The organism is Streptomyces sp. KLMMK (genome assembly GCF_036961605.1).
Classification (GTDB): Bacteria; Actinomycetota; Actinomycetes; order Streptomycetales; family Streptomycetaceae; genus Streptomyces; species Streptomyces telluris.
Genome location: NZ_JBAMDC010000057.1, coordinates 1 through 26,601 on the forward strand (window position 1 = coordinate 1; position 26,601 = coordinate 26,601).

Below are 26,601 nucleotides of genomic sequence, written 5' to 3' on the forward strand. Positions count from 1 at the left end.
TGGTGACCTTCGTCGTCCTGCTGCTGGCGGTCTCGGTCGGCACGTACTTCTGGGCCGACTCCAAGCTCCGCACCGAGGTGGACCTGAGCAAGGTCAAGGAGCGGCCGCCGGCCGGCGAGGGCACCAACTACCTGATCGTCGGTTCGGACAGCCGGGAGGGCCTGTCGGACCAGGACAAGAAGGACCTGCACACGGGGTCGGCGGACGGCAAGCGCACCGACTCGATGATGATCCTGCACACCGGCGACAACGGCACCACGATGCTGAGCCTGCCGCGCGACTCCTGGGTCACCATCCCCGCCTTCACGGGCCAGAAGTCCGGCAAGCGGTTCGCGAAGTCCACCCACAAGCTCAACCAGGCGTACTCGGACGGCGGCGCGGAGCTGCTCGCGCAGACCATCGAGTTCAACACCGGCCTGCGCATCGACCACTACGCGGAGATCGGCTTCGGCGGCTTCCGCAACCTGGTCGACGCGCTGGGCGGCGTCGAGATGTGCCTCGACAAGCCGCTGAAGGACCGGGACTCGGGCGCGGACTTCAAGGCGGGCTGCCAGGAGCTGGACGGCGCCCAGTCGCTGGCCTTCGTGCGCCAGCGCCACCAGGAGGCCGACCAGGACCTGGGCCGGATGCGCAACCAGCAGAAGTTCCTGAACACGCTCGCGAAGCAGGCGGCCTCGCCCTCGACCGTCCTCAACCCCTTCCGCCTCTACCCGGTGATCGGCTCGGGGCTCGACACGCTCATCGTCGACAAGGACATGGGGCTGTTCGACCTGATGGACATGTTCTGGGCCATGAAGGGCGTCACGGGCGGCGACGGGCAGCAGATGACCGTGCCCATCGCCACCGCGAACCATCCCACGCCCAACGACGGCGTGGCCGTGAAGTGGGACATGACCAAAGCCAACGAGCTCTTCGGGCAGCTGAAGAAGGACCAGAAGGTCACCGTCTCCGACAAGTGAGGCGCCGCGCGGGGCCCGGCCGGCCCGGCTCAGGCCGGCTGGTCGGGCGGCGTCGCGTTGATGACGGCGAAGACGCCGCCCTGCGGGTCCTGCACGACGGCCATGCGGCCCGCCATCATGTCGAACGGCGGCTTGAGGACGTTGCCGCCGGCGCGCACCAGCGCGTCGACCGTGCTGTCGGTGTCGTCCACGGAGAAGTACGTCAGCCAGTGCGAGGGCGTGTCCTCGGGGATGCCCTCGATGCCGGCGAGCCCCTGGAGCCCGCCGACCATGCGGCCGTCCACCTCCAGCGAGAAGTAGCCGGTGGCGCCCTCCATCGGGGTGGCCTTGATGCCGAGCGCCTTGGCGTAGAAGCCCGAGGCGGTGGCGGTGTCGCTGGTGTTGAGCTCGTTCCAGATCACGGCGCCCGGCTCGTTGACCACGGCCGCGCCGGGGAAGTCGCGCGCCTGCCACAGGCCGAAGACGGCGCCCGTGGGGTCGGTGGCCACGGACATCCGGCCGAGGGTCATGACGTCCATGGCCGGCATCATCACCTCGCCGCCGTTGGTGGCGATGCGCGACTGGGTGGCGTCCACGTCGGCGGTCGCGAGGTAGGTGGTCCACACCGAGGGCGGCATCGGGTCGGGCGTGCTGCCGTCGGGGTTCATCGCCGCCATGATCCCGGCGACGGGCTTGCCGTCCATCGAGCAGACCGCGTAACCGCCGGTCTCGGGCGGCCCGACCTCTCCCTGCCAGCCGAACAGGTCGCGGTAGAAGTCGAGCGCCGCCTGCTGGTCGGGGACCATGAGGTCGACCCAGCAGGGGGTACCGGGAGCGTAGGGGCCGGTTACGTCGGGCATGACGGGCGCCTCCAGGCGGCGGGCGGATACGGATGTCCCCCCAGCAGGATCGGCCCCGCCGTGCCCGGGCGCCAGTGGCGCTCCCCCGTACGGGGAACGCCACCGGCCGCGACGCCTGCGGGCTACTTCGGCAGGTTGCGCGCCATGACGATGCGCTGGACCTGGTTCGTGCCCTCGTATATCTGCGTGATCTTCGCGTCGCGCATCATGCGCTCGACGGGGTAGTCACGGGTGTAGCCGTAGCCGCCGAGGAGCTGGACGGCGTCGGTGGTGACCTCCATGGCGACGTCCGAGGCGAAGCACTTGGCGGCGGCGCCCTGGAAGGTGAGGTCGGCGTCGCCGCGCTCGGACTTGGCGGCCGCCGCGTAGGTGAGCTGGCGGGCTGCCTCGATCTTCATCGCCATGTCGGCCAGCATGAACTGGACGCCCTGGAAGTCGCCGATCGGCTTGCCGAACTGCTTGCGCTCCTGGACGTAGCCCTTGGCGTAGTCGAGGGCGCCCTGGGCGACACCGAGGGCCTGGGCGGCGATGGTGATGCGGGTGTGGTCCAGGGTCTTCATCGCGGTGGCGAAGCCCGTGCCCTCCGCGCCGATCATGCGGTCGGCGGGGATGCGGACGTTGTCGAGGTAGACCTCGCGGGTCGGGGAGCCCTTGATGCCGAGCTTCTTCTCCGGGGCGCCGAAGGAGACGCCCTCGTCGCCCTTCTCGACGACGAAGGCCGAGATGCCCTTGGAACGCTTCTCGGGGTCGGTCACGGCCATGACCGTGTAGTACTCGGAGACGCCGGCGTTGGTGATCCAGCGCTTGACGCCGTTGAGGACCCAGAAGTCGCCGTCGCGCACGGCGCGGGTCTTCATGCCGGCCGCGTCCGAGCCGGCGTCCGGCTCGCTGAGGCAGTACGAGAACATCGCGTCGCCCTTGGCGAGCGGGCCCATGTACTTCTTCTTCAGCTCCTCGGAGCCGGAGAGGATCACCGGCAGCGAACCGAGCTTGTTCACGGCGGGGATCAGCGAGGACGACACGCAGACGCGGGCGACCTCCTCGATGACGATCACCGTGGCGAGGGCGTCCGCACCGGCGCCGCCGTACTCCTCGGGGACGTGCACGGCGTGCAGGTCGGTGGCGACGAGGGCGTCCAGGGCCTCCTGGGGGAAGCGGGCCTCCTCGTCCACCGCGGCAGCGTGCGGGGCGATCTTCTCCTCGGCGAGCTGGCGCACGACCTTGCGCAGCTCGTCGTGCTCCTCGGACGGCCGGTAGAGGTCGAAGTCCGTGTTTCCCGCCAAGGCGTACTCCCCTGAGAGTTAACTACCGTTTAGTAACCCCGATTCTAGGGGCGGCTCCCGGACAGGGACTACGTGAGCTTGCCGACAGCACCCGGCAGGCGCCCCCGCGACTGCCGTCCACCCCGCTCCTTCCCAGCTCGGGGCCCGACTATGCTCGGGCACCGCAGTCCCGCCCGTCAGCACATGGAGCACGTATGGCCCCCAGGATCACCGTGATCGGCACCGGCTACCTCGGCGCCACCCATGCCGCGGCCATGGCCGAGCTCGGCTTCGAGGTGCTGGGCCTCGACGTGGCCCCCGAGAAGATCGAGATGCTCGGGCGCGGCAAGGTCCCGATGTACGAGCCGGGGCTGGAGGAACTGCTGCGCAAGCACGTCGCCGGGCTGGAGGGCTCGACCGGGCGGCTGCGCTTCACGACCTCCTGGGAGGAGGTCGGCGAGTTCGGCGACGTCCACTTCGTCTGCGTGAACACTCCGCAGAAGCACGGCGAGTACGCCTGCGACATGTCCTACGTCGACGCCGCCTTCACCTCCCTGGCCGCCGTCCTGCACGGCCCCGCGCTCGTCGTCGGCAAGTCCACCGTCCCGGTCGGCAGCGCCGCCCGGCTCGCGCGGCTGCTCACCGAACTCGCTCCGGCCGGCGAGGAGGTCGAGCTGGCCTGGAACCCCGAGTTCCTGCGCGAGGGCTTCGCCGTCCAGGACACCCTGCACCCCGACCGCATCGTCGTCGGCGTCACCGGCGAGCGCGGCGAGAAGCTGCTGCGCGAGGTGTACGCCGGGCCGGTCGGCGAGGGCACGCCCTTCGTCGTCACCGACTACCCCACCGCCGAGCTGGTCAAGACCGCCGCCAACTCCTTCCTCGCCACGAAGATCTCCTTCATCAACGCCATGGCCGAGGTGTGCGAGGCCGCCGACGGCGACGTCGTCAAGCTCGCCGAGGCCATCGGCCACGACGACCGCATCGGCAAGAAGTTCCTGCGCGCCGGCGTCGGCTTCGGCGGCGGCTGCCTGCCCAAGGACATCCGCGCCTTCATGGCCCGGGCCGGCGAGCTGGGTGTCGACCAGGCGCTCACCTTCCTCCGCGAGGTCGACTCCATCAACATGCGCCGCCGCGCGCACATGGTCGAGCTGGCCCGCGAGGCGGTCGGCGGCAGCTTCCTCGGACAGCGGGTCGCCGTCCTCGGCGCGGCGTTCAAGCCGGACTCGGACGACGTCCGCGACTCCCCCGCGCTCAACGTCGCCGGGCAGATCCACCTGCAGGGCGGCCAGGTCACGGTCTACGACCCGAAGGGCATGGAGAACGCGCGGCGCCTCTTCCCGACCCTCGCCTACGCGGAGAGCGCGCTCGAGGCGTGCCGCGGGGCGCGGGTGGTGCTGCACCTCACCGAGTGGGGCGAGTTCCGCGAACTCGACCCGTCGGAGATCGCCGCCGTCGCGTCGGACCACCACATCATCGACGGCCGCAACGCGCTGGACGCTGCCGCGTGGCGGAACGCGGGCTGGACGTTCCGCGCGATGGGGCGCCCTCGCGCCTGACGGCGCCCGGCGTCACCTCCGCCGCGACGGCGAGCAGCCGAAGCGGCGGTCACCGGCGGTGCCGGGCCGGGGCTGAGCCCGTGGCGGCACCGCCGGAATGCGCCGTCGTGGCCGAGCGCCGCTGCGGCGGATGAGTGAGGCGGGGCCTCACGACACGCTCAGGCGGCGGGCGGGCCGTCCAGGACGTCGATCGTCGCGATCGACGGCCCCCGCTTCGCGGAAGCCGCCCGCGCCACCTCCTCCGCGTCCCGCAGCACCCGCACCGCATTGCGCCACGTCAGCTTCGCCAGGTCCGTGTCGGACCAGCCCCGGCGGAGGAGTTCGGCGACGAGGTTGGGGTAGCCGGCGACGTCGGCCAGGTCGACGGGGGTGAACGCCGTGCCGTCGAAGTCGCCGCCGATGCCGATGTGGTCGACGCCGGCGACCTCGCGCATGTGGTCGAGGTGGTCGGCGACCGTGGACGCCGTCGCGAGCGGCCGCGGCCGCTCCGCCTCGAAGGCGCGGTGCAGCTCCATCGCCCGCGGCGAGGTGTCGAGGTGGTGCAGGCCGTGCGCACGCAGGTTCTCGTCGGCGGCCTGCGTCCAGGAGACGGCCTCCGGCAGGATGAACTTGGGGACGAACGTCGCCATGGCCACGCCCCCGTTCGCGGCGAGCGCGCCGAGGACGTCGTCGGGAACGTTGCGCGGGTGATCGCAGACGGCGCGCGCCGACGAGTGCGAGAAGATCACCGGCGCCTCGGTGACCCGCAGGGCGTCCCGCATCGTGTCGGCGGAGACGTGCGACAGGTCGACCAGCATGCCGATGCGGTTCATCTCCCGCACGACTTCCTCGCCGAAGCGGGTCAGCCCGCCCGCCGCGGGGGTGTCCGTGGCGGAGTCGGCCCACGGGATGTTGTCGTTGTGGGTGAGGGTCATGTAGCGCACGCCGAGCCGGTGCAGCGCCCGCAGCGTGGCCAGGGAGCAGTTGATGCTGTGCCCGCCCTCGGCGCCCATCAGCGAGGCGATGCGGCCTTCGGCGCGCGCGGCCTCCATGTCGTCGGCGGTGAAGGCGAGCTTGAGCGCGCCGGGGTGGCGGTCCACGAGCTGCCGGACGACGTCGATCTGTTCGAGCGTGGCGCTGACGGCCGCATCGCCGGCGAGGTCCGTGCGGACGTAGACCGACCAGAACTGGGCGCCGACGCCGCCCGCGCGCAGCCGCGGCAGGTCGGTGTGGAGCCCGGTGGCGCTCTGGTCACGGGCGATGTCGCGCCGGTCGAGGTCGTAGCGGACCTGCTCGCGCAGCGCCCAGGGCAGGTCGTTGTGCCCGTCGACGACGGGGTGGGCGGCGAGGAGCTCGCGGGCGCGGTCCAGCAGCTGGTCCGTCATCGTCGCTCCCGCGGTCACTTGCCGAATCCGAAGCCGCCGGCGCCCTGCACCTTCGCGCGCAGCCGCCTGCCCTTGTCCGTGGCCTGTTCGTTGAGCTCGTCCTGGAAGTGCTGCATGCGGGCGAGCAGGTCGGCGTCGTGCGCGGCGAGCATGCGGACGGCGAGCAGGCCGGCGTTGCGGGCCCCCGCGACGGAGACGGTGGCGACGGGCACCCCGGCCGGCATCTGGACGATGGAGAGCAGGGAGTCCATGCCGTCCAGGTACTTCAGGGGCACGGGCACGCCGATCACCGGCAGCGGGGTGACGGAGGCCAGCATGCCGGGCAGGTGGGCGGCGCCGCCCGCGCCGGCGATGATCGCCTTGAGGCCGCGCCCGGCGGCCCGCTCCCCGTACGCGACCATCTCGCGCGGCATCCGGTGCGCGGAGACGACGTCGACCTCGTAGGGGACCTCGAACTCGTCCAGGGCCTTGGCGGCGGCTTCCATGACGGGCCAGTCGGAGTCGGAGCCCATGACGATGCCGACGACGGGGCCGACGGGGGAAGCAGTCATTCCGTGATCGTTCCTCGCAGATATCCGGCGGCGTGGCTCGCGCGCTCGCGCACATCCGCCAGATCGTCGCCGTAGGTGTTGACGTGTCCGACCTTCCGGCCGGGCTTGACGTCCTTGCCGTACATATGGATCTTCAGGCCCGGGTCGCGTGCCATGCAATGGAGGTACGCGGAATACATGTCGGGATAGTCGCCGCCGAGCACGTTGGCCATGACGGTCCACTTGGCGCGCGGGCGGGGGTCGCCGAGCGGCAGGTCGAGCACGGCGCGCACGTGGTTGGCGAACTGCGAGGTGATCGCGCCGTCCTGGGTCCAGTGACCGGAGTTGTGCGGGCGCATCGCGAGCTCGTTGACGAGGATGCGGCCGTCGGCGGTCTCGAACAGCTCCACAGCGAGGTGCCCGACGACGCCCAGCTCCTGGGCGACCTTGAGGGCGAGCTGCTGGGCCTGCGCGGAGAGCTCCTGCGAGAGGCCGGGCGCGGGAGCGATCACGGTGTCGCAGACGCCGTCGACCTGGACGGACTCGACGACGGGGTACGAGACGGCCTGGCCGTGCGGGGAGCGGACGACGTTCGCCGCGAGCTCGCGGACGAAGGCGACCTTCTCCTCGGCGAGGACGGGGACTCCGGCGCGGAAGGGTTCACCCGCCTCTTCTGCGCTGCGGACGATCCAGACCCCCTTGCCGTCGTACCCGCCGCGCACCGTCTTCAGGACGACGGGGAAGCCGTCGCCCTCCGCCGCGAAGCGCGCCACGTCGTCGGGGTCCTCGACGATGCGGTGCCGCGGGCACGGCACTCCGATCGCGTCGAGCTTCGCCCGCATCACGCCCTTGTCCTGGGCGTGCACCAATGCGTCGGGCCCCGGGCGGACGGGGATGCCGTCCGCCTCCAGGGCCCGGAGGTGCTCGGTGGGAACGTGCTCGTGATCGAAGGTGATCACGTCACACCCTTGTGCGAAAGCACGAAGGGTTTCCAGGTCGCGGTAGTCGCCGATGACGACGTCGCTGACCACCTGGGCCGCCGAGTCCTGCGGAGTATCGCTGAGCAGCTTGAACTTGATGCCGAGGGGGATGCCCGCCTCGTGGGTCATACGGGCGAGCTGGCCGCCGCCGACCATGCCGACTACCGGGAACGTCACGCCCCCAGGGTATCCGTACGGGGGAACTGCCCCGGACCGCGTTCGGAGGATCATCCGAAAAGACAGTGAGTGCACCAATGGCCGATATGACTCGCGTTCGCCTCACGTTCACCGACTCCGTCCGTCGGTGCCCGGGCCCGCTGGATAGCATGAAAGCTGCCCCACGCCCCAAGACGCCCATTCAACGGAGCCTGACGATCCCATGAGTCAACGGCGCACAGTGCGTTCCCGGCTGGAGCGGGTGGCCCGCGAAATCGCCAAGTTCGGCGCGGTCGGAGCCATCGGGTTCGTGGTCAACTTCATCGTCTTCAACATCTGCGTCCACGGTTTCGGCCTCGCGGTGGTGCGCTCGGGCGTAATCGCCACGGCCGTGGCCATCGCCACCAACTACGTCGGCAACCGCTACTGGACCTACCGCGACTCCGACAGGAGCCGGCGCAGCCGCGAGATGAGCCTGTTCCTGCTCTTCAGCGGCGCCGGGCTGGTGATCGAGAACGGCATCCTGGCGATCTCTCACTACGGCTTCGGCCTGACGACCCCGCTCGCGGACAACATCGCGAAGAATGTGATCGGCCTCGGGATAGGGACGGTCTTCCGCTTCTGGTCCTACCGCACGTGGGTCTTCAGGGCGCAGGCGGTGGAGACCGCCGAATCGTTCCTGTCCGCGCCTCCGGAGCCGGCGGAAGCGCGCAAGTAACGGGCCCGTACGCACGGTCACCCGTGGGAGTCCGACCCCTCCGCCTCCCGGCTCAGGAAGAGCGCGAAGACCGGCGGGTTCGCCTGGAGCAGCTCCAGGCGGCCGCCGTCCGCCTCCGCCAGGTCCCGTGCGACGGCCAGCCCCAGGCCGGTGGAGTTCCGCCCGCTGACGGTGCGCTCGAAGACCCGCGCCCCCAGGTCCGGCGGCACGCCCGGTCCCTCGTCGGTGACCTCCACGACCGCCTGGTTGCCGGTGACGCGCGTGCGCAGGGCGACCGTGCCGTCGCCGTGCATCAGGGAGTTCTCGATGAGGGTCGCGAGGACCTGGGCGACGGCGCCGGGCGTACCGACGGCCCGGAGCCCCTGCTTGCCGGAGCGGACGATGGCGCGGCCCTCGCTGCGCGAGGCCGGGCGCCACTCCTCGATCTGCTGCTTGATGACCTCGTCGAGGTCGAAGGTGACGGCCGAGCTGGACTTGGGGTCGCGGGAGTTGGTGAGCAGCCGCTGGACGACGTCGGTGAGCCGCTCGACCTGGGCGAGGGCGATCGCCGCCTCCTCCTTGACCGTCTCCGGCTCGTCGGTGAGCGTGATCTCCTCCAGCCGCATGGAGAGCGCCGTCAGCGGGGTCCGCAGCTGGTGCGAGGCGTCCGCGGCCAGCCGCCGCTCGGCGGTGAGCATCCGCGCGATCCGCTCGGCGCTGGAGTCGAGGACGTCGGCCACCCGGTCCAGCTCGGGCACCCCGTAGCGGCGGTGGCGGGGGCGGGGGTCGCCGGAGCCGAGCCGTTCGGCGGTCTCGGCGAGGTCGGTGAGCGGGGCGGTGAGCCGGTTGGCCTGGCGCACGGCCAGGAAGACGGCGGCGATCACGGCCAGCAGCGCGACGGCGAGGATCACCAGCAGGGTGCGGCCGACCTCGCGGCTGACCGTGGAGCGGGACTCCTCGACCCGGACGAGCACGCCCTGCTCACCCGGCTCGGTCGCGACGATGACGCCGCCCGCGGGCCGGTCGCCGATCTCGATCGCGGGCCGGCCGGGGATCTCGATGCGGGCGTACCGGTCGTCGGTGATCTGCTCGCTGAGCACCTCGGACTCGACCCGCTCGCCGCCGACCAGCCGGCTGTCGACGATGCTCACCAGCCGTACGGCCTCGGACTTCACGCTCTCCTGGGCGCTGCTCTCGATCGTGCGGGTCTCGACGATGACGAGCGAGATGCCGAAGACGGCGATCACCACGAGGACGACGGCGAGCGTGGAGTTGATCAGGCGGCGACGCACGGGTTGCCCTCCGGGCGGGTGGTACGAAAGGAAGCGGTTCCGGATGCCGGGAGGGGCCGCTGCGCGCGCGGCCCCTCCGGGCGCTCCGGTCCCGGCATCCTTCTGATCAGCTCTTCTCGAAGCGGAACCCGACACCGCGCACGGTGGCGATGTAGCGGGGGTTGGCGGCGTCGTCGCCGAGCTTCTTGCGCAGCCAGGAGATGTGCATGTCGAGGGTCTTGGTGGACGACCACCACGTGGTGTCCCAGACCTCTCGCATCAGCTGGTCGCGGGTGACGACCCGGCCGGCGTCCCGCACGAGCACCCGCAGCAGGTCGAACTCCTTCGCCGTCAGCTGCAGTTCCTCCTCGCCCATCCAGGCACGGTGCGACTCGACGTCGATCCGCACGCCGTGGGTGGCGGGGGGCTGCTGGTGGGCCTCGGCGGTGCCGCGCCGCAGCAGGGCCCGTACGCGGGCCAGCAGCTCGGCGAGCCGGAAGGGCTTGGTGACGTAGTCGTCGGCGCCGGCGTCCAGGCCGACGACCGTGTCCACCTCGTCCGCCCGGGCGGTGAGCACCAGCACCGGGAAGCCGTGGCCCTCGGTGCGCAGCCGGCGGCAGACCTCCAGTCCGTCCATCCCGGGCAGCCCAAGGTCGAGGACGAGCAGGTCCACCCCTCCCTTGAGCCCGGCGTCCAGCGCCGTGGGACCGTCTTCTCGCACCTCCACCTCATACCCCTCGCGGCGCAGGGCGCGTGCGAGCGGCTCCGAGATGGACGCGTCATCCTCGGCGAGCAGTACTCGGGTCATGGAGTGATGGTAGTCCGCTCGGGCCCACGTCAGAGGTCCCGCGGGAGCTACCGGCGGCAACCCTTGACCGCGCGGTACGGACCTTTAAGGGTGCTTGAACGGTTCCCCGAAGCCTTGTGATCCATATCTCAACTGCTTCCATTTGCGGGCGGGGTGTGACGTATGGTGACCAGACGTCTGTAGCTACAAGGGGGACCTTCGGATCGTATTCGGCGCGCCGAAGGTCTCTGTCGTGTGCAGGGCTGGATACCCCAGTCTTGTTCACAGTGAATGACCTGGCGGCCGGGTCCGTCGCGCGAAGGGGCGCGGGGGCGTGGATCCCGGTGACGGCTGTCCTGTCGCTCCCTTGGAGGAGAGAGCGAACCCCTTGGACGTGGGGGCGGGCGGCGCGGTGACCGGTGCCGGCCAACCCCCACCCGGGCGCGTAGCAGCTGCAGCCGCGCGTCCCGAGCACTCAAGGATCGACATGGCGTCCAGCCTGACGAAGGGTGCGGCCGAGCAGGAGAAGACCTCTCCGGACTCCGGCGGCAAGACCTTCTTCGGCCACCCCCGTGGCCTGGCCCCCCTCTTCATGACGGAGATGTGGGAGCGCTTCAGCTACTACGGCATGCGCGCCCTCCTCGTCGTCTACCTGATCGCAGGCGGACCGGACGCGAAGCCCGACAGCCAGGGCGGCGGTCTGGCGATGCCCGAGGCCAGCTCGGTGGCCATCTACTCCATCTACGTGGCGATGGTCTACCTGCTCGCCATGCCCGGCGGCTGGTTCGGCGACCGCGTCTGGGGCCCGCGCAAGACGGTCGCCATCGCGGCGGGCATCATCATGGCCGGTCACCTGACGCTGGCCATCCCGGGCAAGCCGACCTTCTTCGCCGGCCTCGCGCTGGTGGCGATCGGCTCGGGCCTGCTGAAGGCCAACATCTCCACGATGGTCGGCCACCTCTACGACGGCCCGCAGGACCCGCGCCGCGACGGCGGCTTCACGATCTTCTACATCGGTGTGAACACCGGTGCCTTCGCCGCGCCGCTCGTCATCGGCACCGTCGGCCAGAAGGTCAACTGGCACCTGGGCTTCGCGATCGCCGCGGCCGGCATGGGTCTCGGCCTGCTCTTCTTCCTGTGGGGCACCCGCCACCTCAGCCCGCAGAGCAGCGTCGTCCCGAAGCCGCTGACGGCCGCCGAGCGCAAGGCCACGCTGATGAAGGCCCTGCTGTGGCTGGCCATCGCCGCCGCCTTCTACGGCGTCGTCGCGGGCACCGGCCACTTCACGCAGAAGTGGGCCACGATTCCGATCGCCCTGGTCGGCCTGGTCATCCCGATCACGGTCCTGACCCGCATCAAGCGCGACAAGGACCTGACGGCGAACGAGCAGACCAAGGTCAGCGGTTACATCTGGTTCTTCGTCGCCGCCGCCGTGTTCTGGATGATCTTCGACCAGGCCGGCTCGACGATGTCGACCTTCGCCGAGAAGAAGACCGCGGACAACGTCTTCGGCATCAACTTCCCGTCGACCTGGTTCCAGTCGGTCAACCCGCTGTGGGTCATGGCCATCGCCCCGGTCTTCGCCTCGATGTGGCTGTGGCTCGCCCGCAAGGACCGCGAGCCGAGCACCACGGTGAAGTTCTCGATGGCCATGGTCATCATCGGCGCCTCGTTCTTCGTCTTCGCCATCCCGATGGCGATGGCCGCCGACGGCACCAAGGTCACCCCGGCCTGGCTGCTGATGATCTACGGCATCCAGACCATGGGTGAGCTGTGCCTCTCCCCGGTCGGTCTGTCGCTCACCACGAAGATGGCGCCGCAGAAGTACGCGAGCCAGATGATGGGCGTCTGGTTCCTCGCGGTGACCGCGGGCGACTGCACCATGACCCTGCTGACGGAGGCGGGTGTCGACCTGAACGGCACCGGCGTGATCCTCGGACAGGCGGCGGCCGCCACCCTGGCCGGTGTCGCGGTGTGGATGTCCCGCAAGCGGATCGAAGGCCTGATGGGCGACGTCCGCTGAGGACCCCCTGAATGACAGTGCCCCGGCGCAATGGCGCGCCGGGGCACTGTGCGTTTCAGTCCGGCAAACGCGGCATGGCCTCCGGGGTGAACCAGGGCAGGGCGCCGGGCTCCGCGACCGCGGCGGCGGGCCGGGGCCGCAACCGGTCGAGAACGGCCATCCCGAGCCGGAAGAGCCCCGCCGGAACGACCAGACACAGCAAGATCCAGAACAGCGTCACCCCCCACGGCCGGGCCACGTCCCAGGGCTCGGTGACCAGCACCTTGCCGCCGTACTTGAGCGACACCTCGTAGGGCCCGTGGGCGCCCGCGGCGAGCTCCACGTCGAAGGCGACCCGGGCCCGCTGCCCGGCCGGGATCGTCCCGCGCCACTTCCGCTCCTCCCAGGAGGGCGCGAGGAGCCCCCGCGCGGTCCCCACACGGAAGACGGGGTCCTCGGCCACCCCGGACCCCAGGTTCCCGACCGTGAGGACGAGCCGCCGCACCGGCGGCGCCCCGAACCACGTGAGCAGCCCGTTGGAGCCTTCCAGCCGGGCGTCCAGCACACCGATCCGCGCCCCGGAGGACTCGGGCAGCGGGGCGACGGGATGCCCCGCGACGACCAGCGGGACGTCCGCTGCCGAGGCTTCCCCGGTCACCGTGGCCACGTGCACCACACACGGGCAAGGCGTGGGCGGCTCGCCGACCACAAACTCCCGCCGAAAAGATCCATCACTCTCCGTAGTGACAGTCCGGCCCTCCCCATTAACGCAATCGTTGGTGCCACCCACCATGTTCCGCCCGCACACCAGCAGAGTGAGCAGGGCCTGCGGCCGCCACCCCTCCCCCTTCACCACCACGGTGCTGCCCTTGCCGGCCTCCGGCCGGTCCAGGGAGACGCGAGGAGCCGCGGCGGCGGCCGTACCCACCGGCACGAGGGCGACGAGCAGGACCAGCGCCAGAACGACGAGGGAGGCGCCGGGGCCGCAGGGGCAGGGTCCTGGACGCTGCCGTGTATTTGCGGCGCCGAGCGCCGGGCGAGGCCGCGGCAGAGCTGAGGGCGCCGTAAATATACGGTCCAGGACCCTGCCCCGGAGGCCCCGGCGCCGGACCACGACGCGGCTCACGCCCCGGCCCCCGCACCGCGGCGCCCCCGCACCAGCACCGCCGCACCACCCGCAAGCACCAGCACCACCCCGCCCCCCACCGGCACAACCCACCGCACAGGCGTGTACGACCCGGACCCGCCGGCCCGCACCCCGCCCTCCGCGACAGCGGTCACCCGCACCGTCACCGAGTCCAGCCACGGCGCGTCCGGCCACCGCTCCACCCTCCGCACCACCCGCCCCGGCGCCAGCTCGCCCGGCAGGTCGGCGACCGCGCGGCGGAGGACCGTACCGAAGACCCCGTCGGCGCGGATGGCGAGCCGCGGGGTCAGCGCCCGGTTGCCGCGGTTGACCAGGGCGTACCGGATCACGGCGCCACCGCCCGCGCCCGCGCCGCTGACCCGTACGTTCTCGACGGCGAGCGCCGGCAGCGCCGGTGCCCCGCCGACGCGCAGGGCCAGCCGCACGCGCACCTCCCGCCCCTCCCCGCTCACGACCACCGCACCGGAGTGGTCGCCGGGCTCCGCGTCACCGGGGACCGTCACGCGCACGGGCACGTTCGCCCGGGTGCGGGCGGGCACCCGCACCTGCTGCCGGGCGAGGGAGATCCACGGCCCGGTGCCCCGGAGGGTGAAGGAGCGCTCGCGATCCGCGGGGTTGACCACGGACAGCTTGTCGGTGAGGACCGTGCCGGGGGCGCCCTCCAGGTAGAAGGACGCACGGTCGTCCGGGCCGGGCGCCTCCGTACCGGCGGGGGCGGGCGCGGCCGACCACGGCCGGTCGGCGGCAGCAGCGGCTGCCGGGACGGCGGAGGCGCAGAGCGGCAACGCCACGAGGGCGGGCAGGAGAAGACGGACGGGACGACGGCGCACAGGCGGCCCCTTCATGCGGGTCAGCGCGTGGTCATGCGGGTCAGCGCGTGGTCGCCGCCCGGCGCCGCCGGGTCAGCCAGAGCGTGCCGGCGACGCCGGTGAGCAGGACGGTGCCGCCGAGGGTGCCGAGGGCGACGGCGGAGTCGGCGGGCCCGGTCTGGGGCAGCTGGCCGCCGCCGGTGGAGGAGGAACCGCCGGTGGAGGAACCACCGGAGGCGGCCCCGCCGGAAGCGCCGCCGGACCCGGACCCGCCCGTGGTGGTCCCACCGGTGGAACCACCAGTGGACCCGCCCGTGGAGGACCCGCCCGTAGCGGACCCACCGGTCGAGGACCCGCCCGTGGAGGACCCGCCGGAACTCCCGCCGGGCTCCTTGATGTCGAGCGTCAGCGACGGCTTGGGGTTGTTCGTCGGCGTGCAGGTGGTGGTCGTGCCCAGCGCCTGGATGGTCAGCGTGGAGGCGGTGAACGTCACGCTGCCGCTCTTCTTCGGGGTGTACGTGCCCGACAGGTCACTGATCTTGATCGGGGTGTTGGCCGGTATCGGCTCCGTGTTGGCGGGCCCGGAGACGGCGACCGTCCCGCTGTCCGCGCCGCCCACCTTGATGACGGCGCTCGGCTTCATCGCGCCCTTGCCGAGCTCGATGGGGCTGGAAGAGACGCCCTTCTCGAAGGACATGGTCAGCTTGTACGCACCGCCGTCCGCGACACCCTTGATGTCGATGGGCGAGACGGCGCTCTTGTCCCCGATGGGGGTCTTGCACGCGTAGTCGACGTCGATCGTCACCGCGTGCGCGGCCGGAGCGCCCAGCAGGACGGCCCCGCCGGCCAGGGACGCGGCGAGGGCGGCTGCACGGCGTGGGATGTGGGACACCTCTGGTTCCCCTCTCGTCCGGTGCCGCAGCCGAGCCGAGCTGAGCTGAGCTGAGCTGACGGCACATCAGATCGGGCGCAGACAGTACGCCGGGGACCTTGAGGAAGGAAGAGAAGGCAGGGAACAGAAGAAAAGAAAGGAAGGGGAGGGGAGGGGAGAGGAGAGGCAGTGGCCTAGCCCGGCGCAGCCAGCTCCGCCCACACCGTCTTCCCGGCACCGCCCTCGTTCCGCACGACGCCCCAGTCCAGGCAGAGCCGCTGCACGATGAACATCCCGTGCCCGCCGGGCCGCCCCGCGCGGTGCGGGGTGCGCGGCGCGGGCGTCCCCGCGCCGAGGTCGACGACCTCCAGGCGCAGCACCTTGCCCGTGCTGCTCACGCGGAGCTCCTCGGGGCCGTCGGCGTGCAGGCAGGCGTTGGTGACCAGCTCGGAGACGACGAGCAGGACGTCCTCGGCGGCCGCGCGGTGGTCCGCGCCGATCGCGGGGAGCCAGCCCCAGTCGTGGAGCGCCTGCCGGGTGAAGTCACGCGCCATGGGAACGGCGCCGCTGACCCCGACGAGGTGCAGCCGACGCATCCCGCCGGGCCGGGACCCCTGCGAAGGCCCGTCCGGCGACAGCGCACCGGAGGAGGCGGCGCCGTTCGCCCCCGGACCGGGGTCGCCCGGCGGAGGGCACGGCCGGGTGGTGCTCATCAGCGCTTCACCTCACCGATTCACCGATTCAAGACGGAACGAAGGGACGGACGGGTACCTGGATACCTTGATCGCGGCTACCTGGCACATGGAACGGATTCAGCAGACTCCTGCCCGACCGAATCGTGAGAACACCCACTTCTTCGGTGCCGATCCTGTGATGCATGCAACTGGTGCCTGCGAACCCACGCCGAAGGAGCCCGGCCGACCGGGTGACGACTGAGTAACGCACAGGGAAAGGCGGGGGCGCCAGGGGTCAGCCGGCGAGGGCCGCGTCGAGGGTGTCGTGCACGGTGAAGACGGCTTCCGCGCCGGTGATCTCGAAGACGCGGGCGACCACGGGCTGCATCGCGGCCAGGTGGATGCCGCCGCCCGCGGCCTCGGCCTGCAGCCGGGCGCCCAGGAGCACGTTCAGGCCGGTCGAGTCGCAGAACTCCAGACCGGAGCAGTCCAGGACCACGCGTGCGCCGCCGTCGGCGATGGCGGCCTCGAGGGGCTCGCGCAGCACGTCCGCCGTGTGGTGATCGAGCTCACCCACCGGCGTCACGATCGCGCTCGCCCCGTCCCGCCGGACGGCTACATTCAGCCGGCCCCTGCTTGCGCTGCCGACCATCCCGCGATCCATGCGCATCCCTTCTCGGTGTGCCTGCGTGGCGCTCCCAGAACACTACGCCTTCCCTACGGCGTCCGGTAGCCGAAGGTCCGGCATTATGCACATATAGGGACATTGCGCACTTGCGGCGCAAGGGTGAAGACAGGTAGGGCTAGTAGGACGACATCCACCACGGACGGCTTTGGAGGCGCCGCTCACCGCAGCACGACGCGACGGCATCGGCAGCCATATGCCGAGAATGATGGAGGAGACCATGTCACCCCGGCTCGACGAAACGCGTGCGGAACCGCGTACGACGTCGTCGGCACCCCTGCCCCAGTCCCCGCCCGAACATTCCGGGCTCCCCGACTTTCCCGAGATTCCCGAGTACGACGGGAGCGGCCCCACGCCCCCCGGCGAGATGGCGCCGCACGACGCACGTGCCCTGTCCAAGACGCTCTTCGCCCGCCTGGAGGCGCTCGAAGAGGGCACGCACGAATACGCGTACGTACGCAACACCCTGGTCGAACTGAACCTCGCCCTCGTGAGGTTCGCCGCCGCCCGGTTCCGCTCCCGCAGCGAGCCGATGGAGGACATCGTCCAGGTCGGCACGATCGGCCTCATCAAGGCCATCGACCGCTTCGAGCTCAGCCGGGGCGTCGAGTTCCCGACCTTCGCGATGCCGACCATCATCGGCGAGATCAAGCGGTTCTTCCGCGACACCAGCTGGTCCGTGCGCGTGCCGCGCCGGCTCCAGGAGCTCCGCATCGACCTGGCCAAGGCCCGCGACGAGCTCGCCCAGAGCCTGGACCGCTCCCCCACCGTCGGCGAACTCGCCGGGCACCTCGGCCTGACGAAGGACGAGGTCGTCGAGGGCATGGCCGCGAGCAACGCCTACTCGGCGAGCTCGCTGGACGCCCAGCCGCAGGACGACGAGGCGGAGGGCGCCCTCTCGGCCCGCATCGGCTACGAGGACCACGATCTGGAAGGCGTCGAGTACGTCGCCGCCCTCAAGCCGATGATCGCCGAACTCCCGCAGCGGGACCGGAAGATCCTGTCCTTGCGCTTCGTGGCGAACATGACCCAGTCGGAGATCGGCGAGGAGCTGGGCATCTCCCAGATGCACGTCTCGCGCCTGCTGGGCCGCACCCTCGTCCGCCTCCGCCGGGGCCTCCTGAGCGAGGAGTGAGGCCGGGGCCTCAGCTTTCGCACGGTTTCCGCACCGTTCTCGCACCGCCGCGCGCCGCACGGGTTTCCCCGTGCGGCGCGCGGCGTTTGATGCCGCCTCAGCAGCTACAGGGCCGCGCCCGCCCCTGCACGAACGTGGACCGGGGATGCGTGCCGGGGGTGTTGGCCCGCCGCGGGGCCCGCGTGCTCGTCCTCGACCGGGGCCCGCTCGCGGCCGGCACCACTGCCTGCGGCGAGCCGGAGGGCGCTGCCCTGCACGCCTTCGCAGCGGCCCGGCGTGCGGCGGGCGTGGACGCCCGCGAGCTCCCGCCGGGCAAAGCCGCGGCGTACGAGCCGCACCTCACACCCGCCGTGCGCGCCGCTGTCCACTACCCGCAGCCATTGACTAGAGCTATTCAGCCACCCAAGATGTGCAGTGTTCTATTCAGAGCCGCCAGGGAGGCAGGGCCCCATGTCCGGACCGCGACCCGTACGATCTGCGCGAGGCAGCCGGCTGAGCACGCTGGGGTGGCAGCAGGAAGCCGCTCTGCGCATGCTGCAGAACAACCTCGACCCCGAGGTCGCCGAGCACCCCGACAAGCTCGTCGTCTACGGCGGCACGGGCAAGGCCGCCCGCGACTGGCGCTCGTTCGACGCCATGGTCCGCACGCTGCAGACCCTCAAGCAGGACGAGACGATGCTCGTCCAGTCCGGCCGCCCGGTCGGCGTCATGCAGACCCACGAGTGGGCGCCCCGCGTCCTCCTCGCCAACTCCAACCTCGTCGGCGACTGGGCCAACTGGGAGGAGTTCCGCCGCCTGGAGCACCTCGGCCTCACCATGTACGGCCAGATGACGGCCGGCTCGTGGATCTACATCGGCACGCAGGGCATCCTGCAGGGCACGTACGAGACCTTCGCCGCCGTCGCCGCCAAGAAGTTCGGCGGCACGCTGGCCGGCACGATCACGCTGACCGCCGGGCTCGGCGGCATGGGCGGCGCCCAGCCGCTCGCCGTCACCATGAACGACGGCGTCGCCATCTGCATCGACTGCGACCCGCGCGCGATCGAGCGCCGCATCGAGCACCGCTACCTGGACGTGAAGGCCGACTCGATCGACCACGCCCTGCAGCTGGCCGTCGAGGCGCGCGACGCCCGCCGCCCGCTGTCCATCGGCGTCCTCGGCAACGCCGCGGAGCTCGTCCCGCAGCTGCTCGCGATGAACGCCCCGATCGACATCGTGACCGACCAGACCAGCGCCCACGACCCGCTGGCCTACCTGCCGGTCGGCATCTCCTTCGACGAGATGGCCGCCTACGCGGCGGAGAAGCCCGCCGACTTCACGACGCGGGCGCGCGAGTCCATGGCCCGGCACGTCGAGGCCATGGTCGGCTTCCAGGACGCCGGCGCCGAGGTCTTCGACTACGGCAACTCCATCCGCGGCGAGGCGCAGCTCGCGGGCTACACCCGCGCCTTCGACTTCCCCGGCTTCGTCCCGGCCTACATCCGCCCCCTCTTCTGCGAGGGCAAGGGCCCCTTCCGCTGGGCGGCCCTCTCCGGCGACCCGGCCGACATCCACAAGACCGACAAGGCGATGCTCGAACTCTTCCCCGAGAACGAGTCCCTCGCCCGCTGGATCAAGATGGCCGGCGAGCGGGTGCACTTCCAGGGCCTGCCGGCGCGCATCTGCTGGCTGGGCTACGGCGAGCGCGACAAGGCCGGCGAGCGCTTCAACGACATGGTCGCCGACGGCACGCTCGCCGCGCCGCTCGCGATCGGCCGCGACCACCTCGACTGCGGCTCGGTGGCCTCGCCGTACCGCGAGACCGAGGCCATGCTCGACGGCTCCGACGCGATCGCCGACTGGCCGCTGCTCAACGCGATGGTCAACGTCGCCTCGGGCGCCTCGTGGGTCTCCATCCACCACGGCGGCGGCGTCGGCATGGGCCGCTCCATCCACGCGGGCCAGGTCACGGTCGCCGACGGCACGCCGCTGGCCGGCGAGAAGATCCGCCGCGTCCTGACGAACGACCCCGGCATGGGCGTCATCCGTCACGTGGACGCGGGGTACGACATCGCGGAGTCGGTCGCGGAGGACCGCGGGGTGCGCGTTCCCATGCGGGAGGGCGAGTGAGCGGCCAGGCTGCGGGCGCGGTGGAGCCGGGGGCTTCGTTCCACGAGATGTGGCGCGACCTCGCGTCCATCGGCCGTGACGAAGACACCCGCGGCTACCACCGCTTCGCCTGGAGCGGCGCCGACGCCGACTGCCGCGCCTGGTTCCGCGCCCAGGCGGAGTCCCGCGGGCTCGCCTACGAGCTCGACCGCAACGGCAACCAGTGGGCCTGGCTCGGCGACCCGGCCGCCGGGGACGCCGTCGTCACCGGCTCCCACCTGGACTCCGTGCCCAACGGCGGCGCCTTCGACGGCCCCCTCGGCGTGGTCTCCTCCTTCGCCGCGCTGGACGAGCTGCGCGCCCGCGGGGCGCAGCCGTCCCGCCCCCTCGCCGTCGTCAACTTCGGCGACGAGGAGGGCGCCCGGTTCGGCCTGGCCTGCGTGGGCTCGCGTCTGACCGCAGGTCAGCTGTCCCTCGACAAGGCGCATGCGCTCCGGGACGCCGAGGGCGTCTCCCTGCCCCTGGCCATGGAGCGCGCCGGCTACGACCCGGAGGCCATCGGCCCGGATCCCGAGCGTCTCGCCCGGATCGGCGCCTTCGTGGAGCTCCACGTCGAGCAGGGGCGCGCCCTGGACCTGTCGGACCGTGCCGTCGGCATCGCCTCCGCCATCTGGCCGCACGGCCGCTGGCGGTTCGACTTCCACGGCGAGGCCAACCACGCCGGCACCACCCGCATCGAGGACCGCCGCGACCCGATGCTCACCTACGCCAACACCGTCCTCGCGGCCCGCAAGAAGGCGCGGCTGGCCGGCGCCCTGGCGACCTTCGGGAAGGTCGGCGTCGAGCCGAACGGCGTCAACGCCATCCCCTCGCTCGTGCGCGGCTGGCTGGACTCGCGGGCCGCCGACCAGGAGACCCTCGACCTCGTGGTCGCGGAGATCGAGAAGGCGGCCGTGGAGCGCGGCGAGCGCGACGGCGTCGACGTGCGGGTCACCCGGGAGTCCTTCACGCCGGTCGTGGAATTCGAGCACGCCCTGCGCGATGAGCTGGGCCGCATCCTGGGCGGGAACGTCCCCGTCCTCGGTACGGGCGCGGGACACGACGCCGGAATCCTCTCCGGAGCCGTCCCCACCGCCATGCTGTTCGTACGCAACCCCACAGGCGTCTCGCACTCACCCGCCGAATCGGCCTCCGAGGACGACTGCCTGGCCGGGGTGACCGCACTCGCCGACGTACTGGAGGGCCTGGCGTGTCGCTGACGGCACAGACCTACTGGGCGGAGCACGCCCTTCTCGACACCGGCGTCGAGCCGGGCGTGGTCATCGAGACCGGGGCGGACGGCCGCATCAAGGCCGTCCGCCGGGGCGCCGCGGCGCCGCCCCAGGGTGCGGTGACCCTGCGGGGCCTGACCCTGCCCGGGCTCGCGAACGCGCACAGCCACGCCTTCCACCGGGCCCTGCGCGGCGCGACGCAGGCGGGCGAGGGGACCTTCTGGACCTGGCGCGACGTCATGTACCGCGTCGCCGACAACCTCACGCCCGACAATTACTTCGCGCTCGCCCGTGCGGCCTACGCCGAGATGGCGCTCGCCGGCATCACCTCCGTCGGCGAGTTCCACTACGTGCACCACCTCGCCGGGGGCGCCCGCTACGACAACCCCAACGCCATGGGCGAGGCCCTGATCGCGGCGGCCGCCGAGGCGGGCATCCGCATCACGCTCCTCGACACCTGCTACCTCTCCTCCGGCTTCGGCGCTCAGCCGAACAAGCACCAGCGGCGCTTCAGCGACGGCACCGCCGAGCGCTGGGCCGAGCGCGTCTCCGCCCTCAAGGGAGACGACAACACCCGCATCGGCGCGGCGATCCACTCGGTGCGGGCCGTGCCCGCCGAGCAGCTGGCGACCGTGGCCGCGTGGGCGCAGGAGCGCGACGCCCCGCTGCACCTGCACCTCTCCGAGCAGACCGCCGAGAACGACGCGTGCGTGGAGGCCCACGGCTTCACGCCCACCGCCCTCCTCTCGCACCACGGCGTGCTGGGCCCGCGCACGACCGCCGTCCATGCCACGCACCTCACCCCCGGCGACATCCGTCTCCTCGGCCACTCGGGCACCGGCGTGTGCATGTGCCCGACCACCGAGCGGGACCTGGCCGACGGGATCGGCCCGGCCCGGGCGGTGCAGGAGGCGGGCTCCCCGCTCTCCCTCGGCAGCGACAGCCACGCCGTCATCGACCTGCTCGAAGAGGCCCGCGCCATGGAGCTGGACGAGCGGCTGCACAGCCGCACCCGCGGCCACTGGACCGCGGCCGAGCTGCTGCGCGCGGCCACGGCCGACGGCCACGCGGCCCTCGGCTGGGACGAGGCGGGCCGCATCGAGGCGGGCGCGCTCGCGGACTTCACGGCCGTCGCGCTCGACTCCGTGCGCACCGCGGGCCAGCCGTACTCCCTCGCCGCCGAGACGGTCGTCTTCGCGGCGAGCGCCGTGGACGTCCGGGACACCGTCGTGGGCGGCCGGCACGTCGTGCGCGACGGGACGCACCAGCTCGTGGCCCACGTGCCGGAGGCGCTGGCGGAGTCCATCGCGGCCGTACGGGGCTGAACCACCGAACCGACCAAAGGAGTGCCGCACGCCCATGGCGACGACGGTCATCACCAACATCAGCAGTCTCGTCACGAACGACCCCTCCCTCGGCGAAGGCCCCCTCGGCACGATCCGGGACGCGGCGGTCGTCATCGACGGCGACCGCGTCGCCTGGGTCGGCACGTCCAGCAAAGCACCGGCCACTGACAACCGGGCCGACGCGGAGGGCCGGGCCGCCCTGCCGGGCTTCGTCGACTCCCACTCCCACCTGGTCTTCGCGGGCGACCGCACCGCCGAGTTCAACGCCCGCATGTCCGGCCGGAGCTACAGCGCCGGCGGCATCCGCACCACCGTCGCCGCCACGCGCGCCGCGACCGACGAGGCGCTGGACGCCAACGTCCGCCGCTACGTGCACGAGGCCCTGCGCCAGGGCACCACGGTCCTGGAGACCAAGTCGGGCTACGGCCTCACCGTCGAGGACGAGGCCCGCGCCCTGCGCATCGCCGCGGCGCACACCGACGAGGTCACCTACCTCGGCGCCCACATCGTCTCCCCCGACTACGCCGACGACCCGGCCGCGTACGTGGACCTCGTGACCGGGCCGATGCTCGACGCCTGCGCGCCGCACGCACGCTGGGTCGATGTCTTCTGCGAGCAGGGCGCGTTCGACGGCGACCAGGCCCGGACGATCCTCACGGCCGGCGCCGCCCGCGGGCTGACCCCGCGCGTCCACGCCAACCAGCTCTCCTACGGGCCGGGCGTCCAGCTGGCCGTCGAGCTCGGCGCCGCCTCGGCCGACCACTGCACCCACCTGACCGACGCGGACGTCGACGCCCTGGCGAACGGCACGACGGTGGCCACCCTCCTGCCCGGCGCGGAGTTCTCCACGCGCGCCCAGTGGCCGGACGCGCGCCGCCTGCTGGACGCGGGGGCGACCGTCGCCCTGTCCACGGACTGCAACCCCGGCTCGTCCTTCACCAGCTCCATGCCGTTCTGCATCGCGCTGGCCGTGCGGGACATGGGGATGACCCCGGACGAGGCCGTCTGGTCCGCGACCGCGGGCGGCGCGGCCGCCCTGCGCCGTACGGACGTGGGCCGCATAGCCCCCGGCGCCCGCGCCGACCTCGCCCTCCTCGACGCCCCGTCGCACGTCCACCTCGCCTACCGGCCGGGAGTCCCGCTGGTCTCGGCGGTGTGGCGCGCGGGCGTGCGGGAGGTCTGAGCCTTCTCCGGCGGCCGCGCCGCACACCGTGGCCGCCCCGGGCCCGGCAGGCCCGCCCGGCAGGCCTCAGACCTGCCCACCGATCGCGTCCAGCCGGTCGTACTGGGCGTCCGTCAGCCGGACGTCCAGTGCGCCGGCGTTCTCCTCCAGGTGCGCGAGCGACCGCGTGCCCGGGAGGGGAATGAGCGTCGGCGACCGGCGCAGCAGCCAGGCGAGCGCCGTCTGCGCGGGCGTCGCGCCCACCTCGCGCGCCACGTCCGCGACGGGCCCGCCCGGAGCCGCGTGCGCGCCCACGGCGACCGGGAAGTAGGCGAAGAAGGCGATGCCGTGTCCGGCGGCGTAGTCGACGACGTCGTCGTGGCCGCGCGCCGAGAGGTTGTACATGTTCTGGACGGAGGCGATGGAGGTGATCTCCTGCGCCGCGCGCAGTTCGGCCACGGTCACCTCGGACAGGCCGATGTGCCGCACCTTGCCCTCGTCCTGCAGCTGCCGGAGGGCGCCGAGCTGGTCCGCGAGGGGGTACTCCGGGTCGATGCGGTGCAGCTGGAGCAGGTCCAGGCGGTCCACGCGCAGCCGCCGCAGGGCGAGCTCGGCCTGCTGGCGGAGGTAGGCCGGGTGACCGTGCGTCACCCATTCGGCAGGGCCGGGCCGCACGACGCCGACCTTGGTGGCGACGGTCACGCGGCCGGCGTACGGGTGCAGTGCCTCCGCGATGAGCGCCTCGCTCTCGCCGAGGGAGTAGGCGTCCGCGGTGTCGATGAGGTCGATGCCGAGCTCGGCCGCGCGCCGCAGCAGCGCGACCGCGCCGCGGCGGTCCTCCGGCGCGCGCCAGATGGGCGCCTGCATGGGGTCGGCGAGCCCGGCGGGGGTCTCGGCCAGCCGCATGGCGCCGTAGCCGATGCGGGAGACGGGCAGGTCGCCGCCGATGCGGTGGACGGGGGAAGAAGCGGGAGCAGCGGTGGTGTTCGTCATGATCGGAACGCTAAATTCTCACACCCGTGTGAGAATCAACCCCGTGTGAGGCAGCTCATATGAAGATCGGTGACCTGGCGCGCGAGACCGGAGTGAGCGTGCGGCTCCTGCGCTACTACGAGGAGCAGGGCCTCCTCGGCTCCCACCGGCTGCCCAGCGGTCACCGGCGCTACGAGCAGGACGCGCCGGAGACCGTCCGCCGCATCCGCGTGCTGCTGGCGGCGGGCCTGCCGACGCGCGTCATCCGGGACGTCCTGCCGTGCGTGCGGGGCGCCGGGGAGGCGGAGTTCGACCCGTGCGTGGCCCTGCACCTGCGCGAACAGCTGCAGGGGCTCGACGCACGCATCGGGGAGCTGCAGGAGACGCGGGCGGCACTGGCCGGCCTGCTCACGGCGACGGAGGCCGCGGCACCCGCTGCGATCGCGGCGTGAGTCACGGGAGGTGAGCGGCACGCCCTGCCGCCGGGGCGGCGCCCGTCGACCGGCACCGATGAGCCGGTCGAAGGCGTCCCACGGCCCCGGGCCGGTCCGGTTCGCACCCCGCCCCGGCCCGCGGCGGCTCCGCGCACGCAAGGGCGTGCCGTCGCACTTGGGGCTCATCGTGTGCGGAAACCGCGCGCAGCGCATGCCATTTTTACGGCCCGGTGTGGTGGAGTGACTTCATGTCCTCCCGCGACGTCTCCCCCGGCACCGTGGTGCGGGCCGCGCTCCGGCAGGGGCTGCTGCCCGACTGGTCCCCCGTGGCCGGGCTGCTGGACGTGCAGGGCATCCGCGCGGCCGCCGCGGAGCTGCGCGGGGCCTTCGAGGAGGCCGGGGCGGCGCGCGGCACGACCCTGCACGCGTTCGCCGTGAAGGCCGCCTCCCTCGTGCCCGTGCTGCGGCTGCTCGCCGAGGAGGGGCTGGGCGCCGAAGTGGCGAGCCCCGGGGAGCTGGCGCTGGCCCGGACGGCACGGATCGCCCCGGAGCGGATCGTGCTGGACTCCCCCGCCAAGACCACCGCGGAGCTCCGCGAGGCCCTCGCGCTGGGGGTGGCGGTCAACGCCGACAGCCGCGAGGAGCTCGCCCGGCTGGACGGGCTGCTGCGGGAGGCCTCCGGCCCGCCCCGCTCCGCGCTCGGCGTCCGCGTCAACCCCCAGGTGGGCGGCGGCAGCATCGACGCGCTGAGCACGGCGACGGACACGTCGAAGTTCGGGGTGGCGCTGCGCGACGAAGGAGCGCGCGCCTGGCTCGTCCGCGCCTACGCCGAGCGGCCCTGGCTGTCCCGGCTGCACGCCCACGTGGGCTCCCAGGGCTGCCCCCTGGAGCTGATGGCGGCCGGGGTGCGGGCCGCGTACGAGCTGGCGGAGGAGATCAACCGGACGGCCGGGCGCCGGCAGGTCACCACGCTGGACATCGGCGGCGGACTGCCCGTGAACTTCGCGTCGGACGATGTGACCCCGACCTTCCGCGCGTACGCCCGCCTGCTCGCGGACGCCGCCCCGGGCCTGTTCGACGGGCGCTTCGGGCTGGTGACGGAGTTCGGGCGCTCCCTGCTGGCCAAGAGCGGCATGGTGCTGGCCCGCGTCGAGTACACCAAGACCGCGGGCGGCCGCCGGATCGCCGTGACGCACGCGGGCGCCCAGGTGGCCACGCGCACGGTGTTCGCGCCCGCGTCCTGGCCCCTGCGGGTCGCGGTCTTCGACGCGCAGGGGCGGCCGAAGACGGGACCGCCGGTCGACCAGGACGTCGCGGGGCCGTGCTGCTTCGCGGGCGACCTGATCGCCGTCGGCAGACCGCTGCCCCTGCTGGAGGCCGGCGACCACGTGGCCCTGCTCGACACCGGCGCGTACTACTTCTCGAACCACTTCGCGTACAACTCTCTGCCCCGTCCCGGGGTTTACGGCTATGCGCCCGCAGAAGAGGAGAGTGACGGCGTGCGGTTCGCGACGGTACGGGCCCCGCAGACCCTCGGCGAGCTCGTCGCCGAAAGCGGCGGCGCCTACGCGGCGGAGCTCAGCGCGCTTCGCTGACCGGGCCCC

At 72.3% G+C, this 26,601-nt stretch carries 25 protein-coding genes; 11 read left to right on the plus strand and 14 right to left on the minus strand.

What is annotated here, in order from left to right:
• On the plus strand, positions 1–959 hold a 959-nt coding region (locus V7793_RS12665; RefSeq protein ID WP_336005783.1), incomplete at its 5' end, for an LCP family protein.
• A gap of 29 nt (positions 960–988) precedes the next feature.
• On the opposite strand, the gene V7793_RS12670 is transcribed toward V7793_RS12665, so the two are convergent.
• Both V7793_RS12670 and V7793_RS12675 read right to left on the minus strand, forming a co-directional pair.
• Complete coding sequence (locus V7793_RS12670; RefSeq protein ID WP_336005786.1) at positions 989–1,798, minus strand: VOC family protein; 810 nt, start codon at positions 1,796–1,798, stop codon at positions 989–991.
• A 122-nt stretch (positions 1,799–1,920) separates the two neighbouring features.
• A complete protein-coding gene (locus V7793_RS12675) occupies positions 1,921–3,081 on the minus strand; it encodes an acyl-CoA dehydrogenase (RefSeq protein WP_168093134.1) in 1,161 nt (386 codons plus the stop codon).
• 194 nt (positions 3,082–3,275) lie between these two features.
• Here V7793_RS12675 and V7793_RS12680 point away from each other — a divergent pair, with 194 nt between their 5' ends.
• Positions 3,276–4,616, plus strand: coding sequence for a UDP-glucose dehydrogenase family protein (locus V7793_RS12680; RefSeq protein ID WP_336005789.1), 1,341 nt, complete (start codon positions 3,276–3,278; stop codon positions 4,614–4,616).
• 158 nt (positions 4,617–4,774) lie between these two features.
• Here V7793_RS12680 and V7793_RS12685 read toward each other — a convergent pair whose 3' ends face one another.
• Genes V7793_RS12685 through V7793_RS12695 form a run of 3 tightly spaced genes read right to left on the minus strand, consistent with a single transcriptional unit; the run spans position 4,775 to position 7,667 of the window.
• Entirely contained in the window at positions 4,775–5,980 is a 1,206-nt protein-coding gene (locus V7793_RS12685; protein WP_336005792.1) for a dipeptidase, read from the minus strand.
• A 14-nt stretch (positions 5,981–5,994) separates the two neighbouring features.
• Complete coding sequence (gene purE, locus V7793_RS12690; RefSeq protein WP_168093137.1) at positions 5,995–6,531, minus strand: 5-(carboxyamino)imidazole ribonucleotide mutase; 537 nt, start codon at positions 6,529–6,531, stop codon at positions 5,995–5,997.
• The gene (locus V7793_RS12695) at positions 6,528–7,667 is read right to left on the minus strand and encodes a 5-(carboxyamino)imidazole ribonucleotide synthase (RefSeq protein WP_168093138.1); all 1,140 of its coding nucleotides are present in this window, start codon (positions 7,665–7,667) and stop codon (positions 6,528–6,530) included. Before V7793_RS12695 ends, purE begins: the two co-directional genes overlap by 4 nt.
• A 202-nt stretch (positions 7,668–7,869) precedes the next feature.
• On the opposite strand from V7793_RS12695, the gene V7793_RS12700 reads away from it, so the two are divergent.
• Positions 7,870–8,364: a GtrA family protein gene (locus tag V7793_RS12700; RefSeq protein ID WP_336005796.1), complete on the plus strand. Its 495-nt coding sequence runs from the start codon at positions 7,870–7,872 to the stop codon at positions 8,362–8,364.
• Between the two features lie 17 nt (positions 8,365–8,381).
• Here the strand turns inward: V7793_RS12700 and V7793_RS12705 are convergent, their stop codons facing one another.
• On the minus strand, positions 8,382–9,635 hold the full coding sequence (locus tag V7793_RS12705) for an ATP-binding protein (protein ID WP_336005800.1): 1,254 nt from the start codon (positions 9,633–9,635) through the stop codon (positions 8,382–8,384).
• Between the two features lie 106 nt (positions 9,636–9,741).
• On the minus strand, positions 9,742–10,422 hold the full coding sequence (locus tag V7793_RS12710) for a response regulator transcription factor (RefSeq protein WP_336005802.1): 681 nt from the start codon (positions 10,420–10,422) through the stop codon (positions 9,742–9,744).
• Positions 10,423–10,888: 466 nt separating this feature from the next.
• Between V7793_RS12710 and V7793_RS12715 the strand changes: the two genes are divergently transcribed.
• Positions 10,889–12,424 (plus strand): peptide MFS transporter, encoded by a 1,536-nt coding sequence (locus tag V7793_RS12715; protein WP_336005804.1) that lies wholly within the window; start codon positions 10,889–10,891, stop codon positions 12,422–12,424.
• Between the two features lie 55 nt (positions 12,425–12,479).
• Here V7793_RS12715 and V7793_RS12720 read toward each other — a convergent pair whose 3' ends face one another.
• The 5 genes from V7793_RS12720 to V7793_RS12740 all read right to left on the minus strand — a co-directional run bounded on the left by V7793_RS12720 (position 12,480) and on the right by V7793_RS12740 (position 16,568).
• On the minus strand, positions 12,480–13,070 hold the full coding sequence (locus V7793_RS12720) for a hypothetical protein (protein WP_443057896.1): 591 nt from the start codon (positions 13,068–13,070) through the stop codon (positions 12,480–12,482).
• Between the two features lie 455 nt (positions 13,071–13,525).
• Positions 13,526–14,380 (minus strand): COG1470 family protein, encoded by an 855-nt coding sequence (locus tag V7793_RS12725; RefSeq protein ID WP_336005809.1) that lies wholly within the window; start codon positions 14,378–14,380, stop codon positions 13,526–13,528.
• A 40-nt stretch (positions 14,381–14,420) separates the two neighbouring features.
• Positions 14,421–15,251, minus strand: coding sequence for a peptidase (locus tag V7793_RS12730; RefSeq protein WP_336005811.1), 831 nt, complete (start codon positions 15,249–15,251; stop codon positions 14,421–14,423).
• 173 nt (positions 15,252–15,424) lie between these two features.
• Positions 15,425–15,943 carry an ATP-binding protein gene (locus tag V7793_RS12735; protein ID WP_336005813.1) on the minus strand — a complete coding sequence of 173 codons (519 nt, stop codon included), beginning with the start codon at positions 15,941–15,943 and terminating at the stop codon, positions 15,425–15,427.
• Positions 15,944–16,199: 256 nt separating this feature from the next.
• On the minus strand, positions 16,200–16,568 hold the full coding sequence (locus V7793_RS12740; RefSeq protein WP_168094972.1) for an STAS domain-containing protein: 369 nt from the start codon (positions 16,566–16,568) through the stop codon (positions 16,200–16,202).
• 229 nt (positions 16,569–16,797) lie between these two features.
• Between V7793_RS12740 and V7793_RS12745 the strand changes: the two genes are divergently transcribed.
• Positions 16,798–17,724, plus strand: coding sequence for an RNA polymerase sigma factor SigF (locus V7793_RS12745; protein WP_336005831.1), 927 nt, complete (start codon positions 16,798–16,800; stop codon positions 17,722–17,724).
• A gap of 104 nt (positions 17,725–17,828) precedes the next feature.
• Here V7793_RS12745 and V7793_RS12750 read toward each other — a convergent pair whose 3' ends face one another.
• A complete protein-coding gene (locus V7793_RS12750) occupies positions 17,829–18,092 on the minus strand; it encodes a hypothetical protein (protein WP_336005816.1) in 264 nt (87 codons plus the stop codon).
• A gap of 82 nt (positions 18,093–18,174) precedes the next feature.
• On the opposite strand from V7793_RS12750, the gene hutU reads away from it, so the two are divergent.
• From hutU to hutI, 4 genes are read left to right on the plus strand one after another with little or no spacing between them, the layout of a single operon-like run.
• Positions 18,175–19,833: a urocanate hydratase gene (gene hutU, locus V7793_RS12755; protein ID WP_336005819.1), complete on the plus strand. Its 1,659-nt coding sequence runs from the start codon at positions 18,175–18,177 to the stop codon at positions 19,831–19,833.
• 47 nt (positions 19,834–19,880) lie between these two features.
• Positions 19,881–21,071, plus strand: coding sequence for an allantoate amidohydrolase (locus V7793_RS12760; RefSeq protein WP_336005833.1), 1,191 nt, complete (start codon positions 19,881–19,883; stop codon positions 21,069–21,071).
• Positions 21,068–22,408: a formimidoylglutamate deiminase gene (locus tag V7793_RS12765; protein WP_336005835.1), complete on the plus strand. Its 1,341-nt coding sequence runs from the start codon at positions 21,068–21,070 to the stop codon at positions 22,406–22,408. Before V7793_RS12760 ends, V7793_RS12765 begins: the two co-directional genes overlap by 4 nt.
• Positions 22,409–22,442: 34 nt before the next feature.
• A complete protein-coding gene (hutI, locus tag V7793_RS12770; protein ID WP_336005821.1) occupies positions 22,443–23,612 on the plus strand; it encodes an imidazolonepropionase in 1,170 nt (389 codons plus the stop codon).
• A gap of 66 nt (positions 23,613–23,678) precedes the next feature.
• Here the strand turns inward: hutI and V7793_RS12775 are convergent, their stop codons facing one another.
• Positions 23,679–24,584 (minus strand): aldo/keto reductase, encoded by a 906-nt coding sequence (locus V7793_RS12775; protein WP_336005824.1) that lies wholly within the window; start codon positions 24,582–24,584, stop codon positions 23,679–23,681.
• A gap of 59 nt (positions 24,585–24,643) precedes the next feature.
• Here V7793_RS12775 and V7793_RS12780 point away from each other — a divergent pair, with 59 nt between their 5' ends.
• Both V7793_RS12780 and V7793_RS12785 read left to right on the plus strand, forming a co-directional pair.
• The gene (locus V7793_RS12780; protein WP_336005827.1) at positions 24,644–25,015 is read left to right on the plus strand and encodes a MerR family transcriptional regulator; all 372 of its coding nucleotides are present in this window, start codon (positions 24,644–24,646) and stop codon (positions 25,013–25,015) included.
• 230 nt (positions 25,016–25,245) lie between these two features.
• Positions 25,246–26,592, plus strand: coding sequence for a diaminopimelate decarboxylase (locus tag V7793_RS12785; protein WP_336005829.1), 1,347 nt, complete (start codon positions 25,246–25,248; stop codon positions 26,590–26,592).
• The last annotated feature ends 9 nt before the right edge of the window (positions 26,593–26,601 follow it).

Bases quoted from the DNA above. Each gene is read 5' to 3' on its own strand.
- V7793_RS12760 (WP_336005833.1), top strand. From the start codon at position 19,881: ATGTGGCGCGACCTCGCGTCCATCGGCCGTGACGAAGACACCCGCGGC.
- V7793_RS12685 (WP_336005792.1), bottom strand. From the start codon at position 5,980: ATGACGGACCAGCTGCTGGACCGCGCCCGCGAGCTCCTCGCCGCCCAC.
- hutI (WP_336005821.1), top strand. From the start codon at position 22,443: ATGGCGACGACGGTCATCACCAACATCAGCAGTCTCGTCACGAACGAC.
- V7793_RS12670 (WP_336005786.1), bottom strand. From the start codon at position 1,798: ATGCCCGACGTAACCGGCCCCTACGCTCCCGGTACCCCCTGCTGGGTC.
- hutU (WP_336005819.1), top strand. From the start codon at position 18,175: ATGTCCGGACCGCGACCCGTACGATCTGCGCGAGGCAGCCGGCTGAGC.
- purE (WP_168093137.1), bottom strand. From the start codon at position 6,531: ATGACTGCTTCCCCCGTCGGCCCCGTCGTCGGCATCGTCATGGGCTCC.
- V7793_RS12710 (WP_336005802.1), bottom strand. From the start codon at position 10,422: ATGACCCGAGTACTGCTCGCCGAGGATGACGCGTCCATCTCGGAGCCG.
- V7793_RS12680 (WP_336005789.1), top strand. From the start codon at position 3,276: ATGGCCCCCAGGATCACCGTGATCGGCACCGGCTACCTCGGCGCCACC.
- V7793_RS12745 (WP_336005831.1), top strand. From the start codon at position 16,798: ATGGAGGAGACCATGTCACCCCGGCTCGACGAAACGCGTGCGGAACCG.
- V7793_RS12740 (WP_168094972.1), bottom strand. From the start codon at position 16,568: ATGGATCGCGGGATGGTCGGCAGCGCAAGCAGGGGCCGGCTGAATGTA.
- V7793_RS12775 (WP_336005824.1), bottom strand. From the start codon at position 24,584: ATGACGAACACCACCGCTGCTCCCGCTTCTTCCCCCGTCCACCGCATC.
- V7793_RS12715 (WP_336005804.1), top strand. From the start codon at position 10,889: ATGGCGTCCAGCCTGACGAAGGGTGCGGCCGAGCAGGAGAAGACCTCT.
- V7793_RS12785 (WP_336005829.1), top strand. From the start codon at position 25,246: ATGTCCTCCCGCGACGTCTCCCCCGGCACCGTGGTGCGGGCCGCGCTC.
- V7793_RS12780 (WP_336005827.1), top strand. From the start codon at position 24,644: ATGAAGATCGGTGACCTGGCGCGCGAGACCGGAGTGAGCGTGCGGCTC.
- V7793_RS12700 (WP_336005796.1), top strand. From the start codon at position 7,870: ATGAGTCAACGGCGCACAGTGCGTTCCCGGCTGGAGCGGGTGGCCCGC.
- V7793_RS12735 (WP_336005813.1), bottom strand. From the start codon at position 15,943: ATGAGCACCACCCGGCCGTGCCCTCCGCCGGGCGACCCCGGTCCGGGG.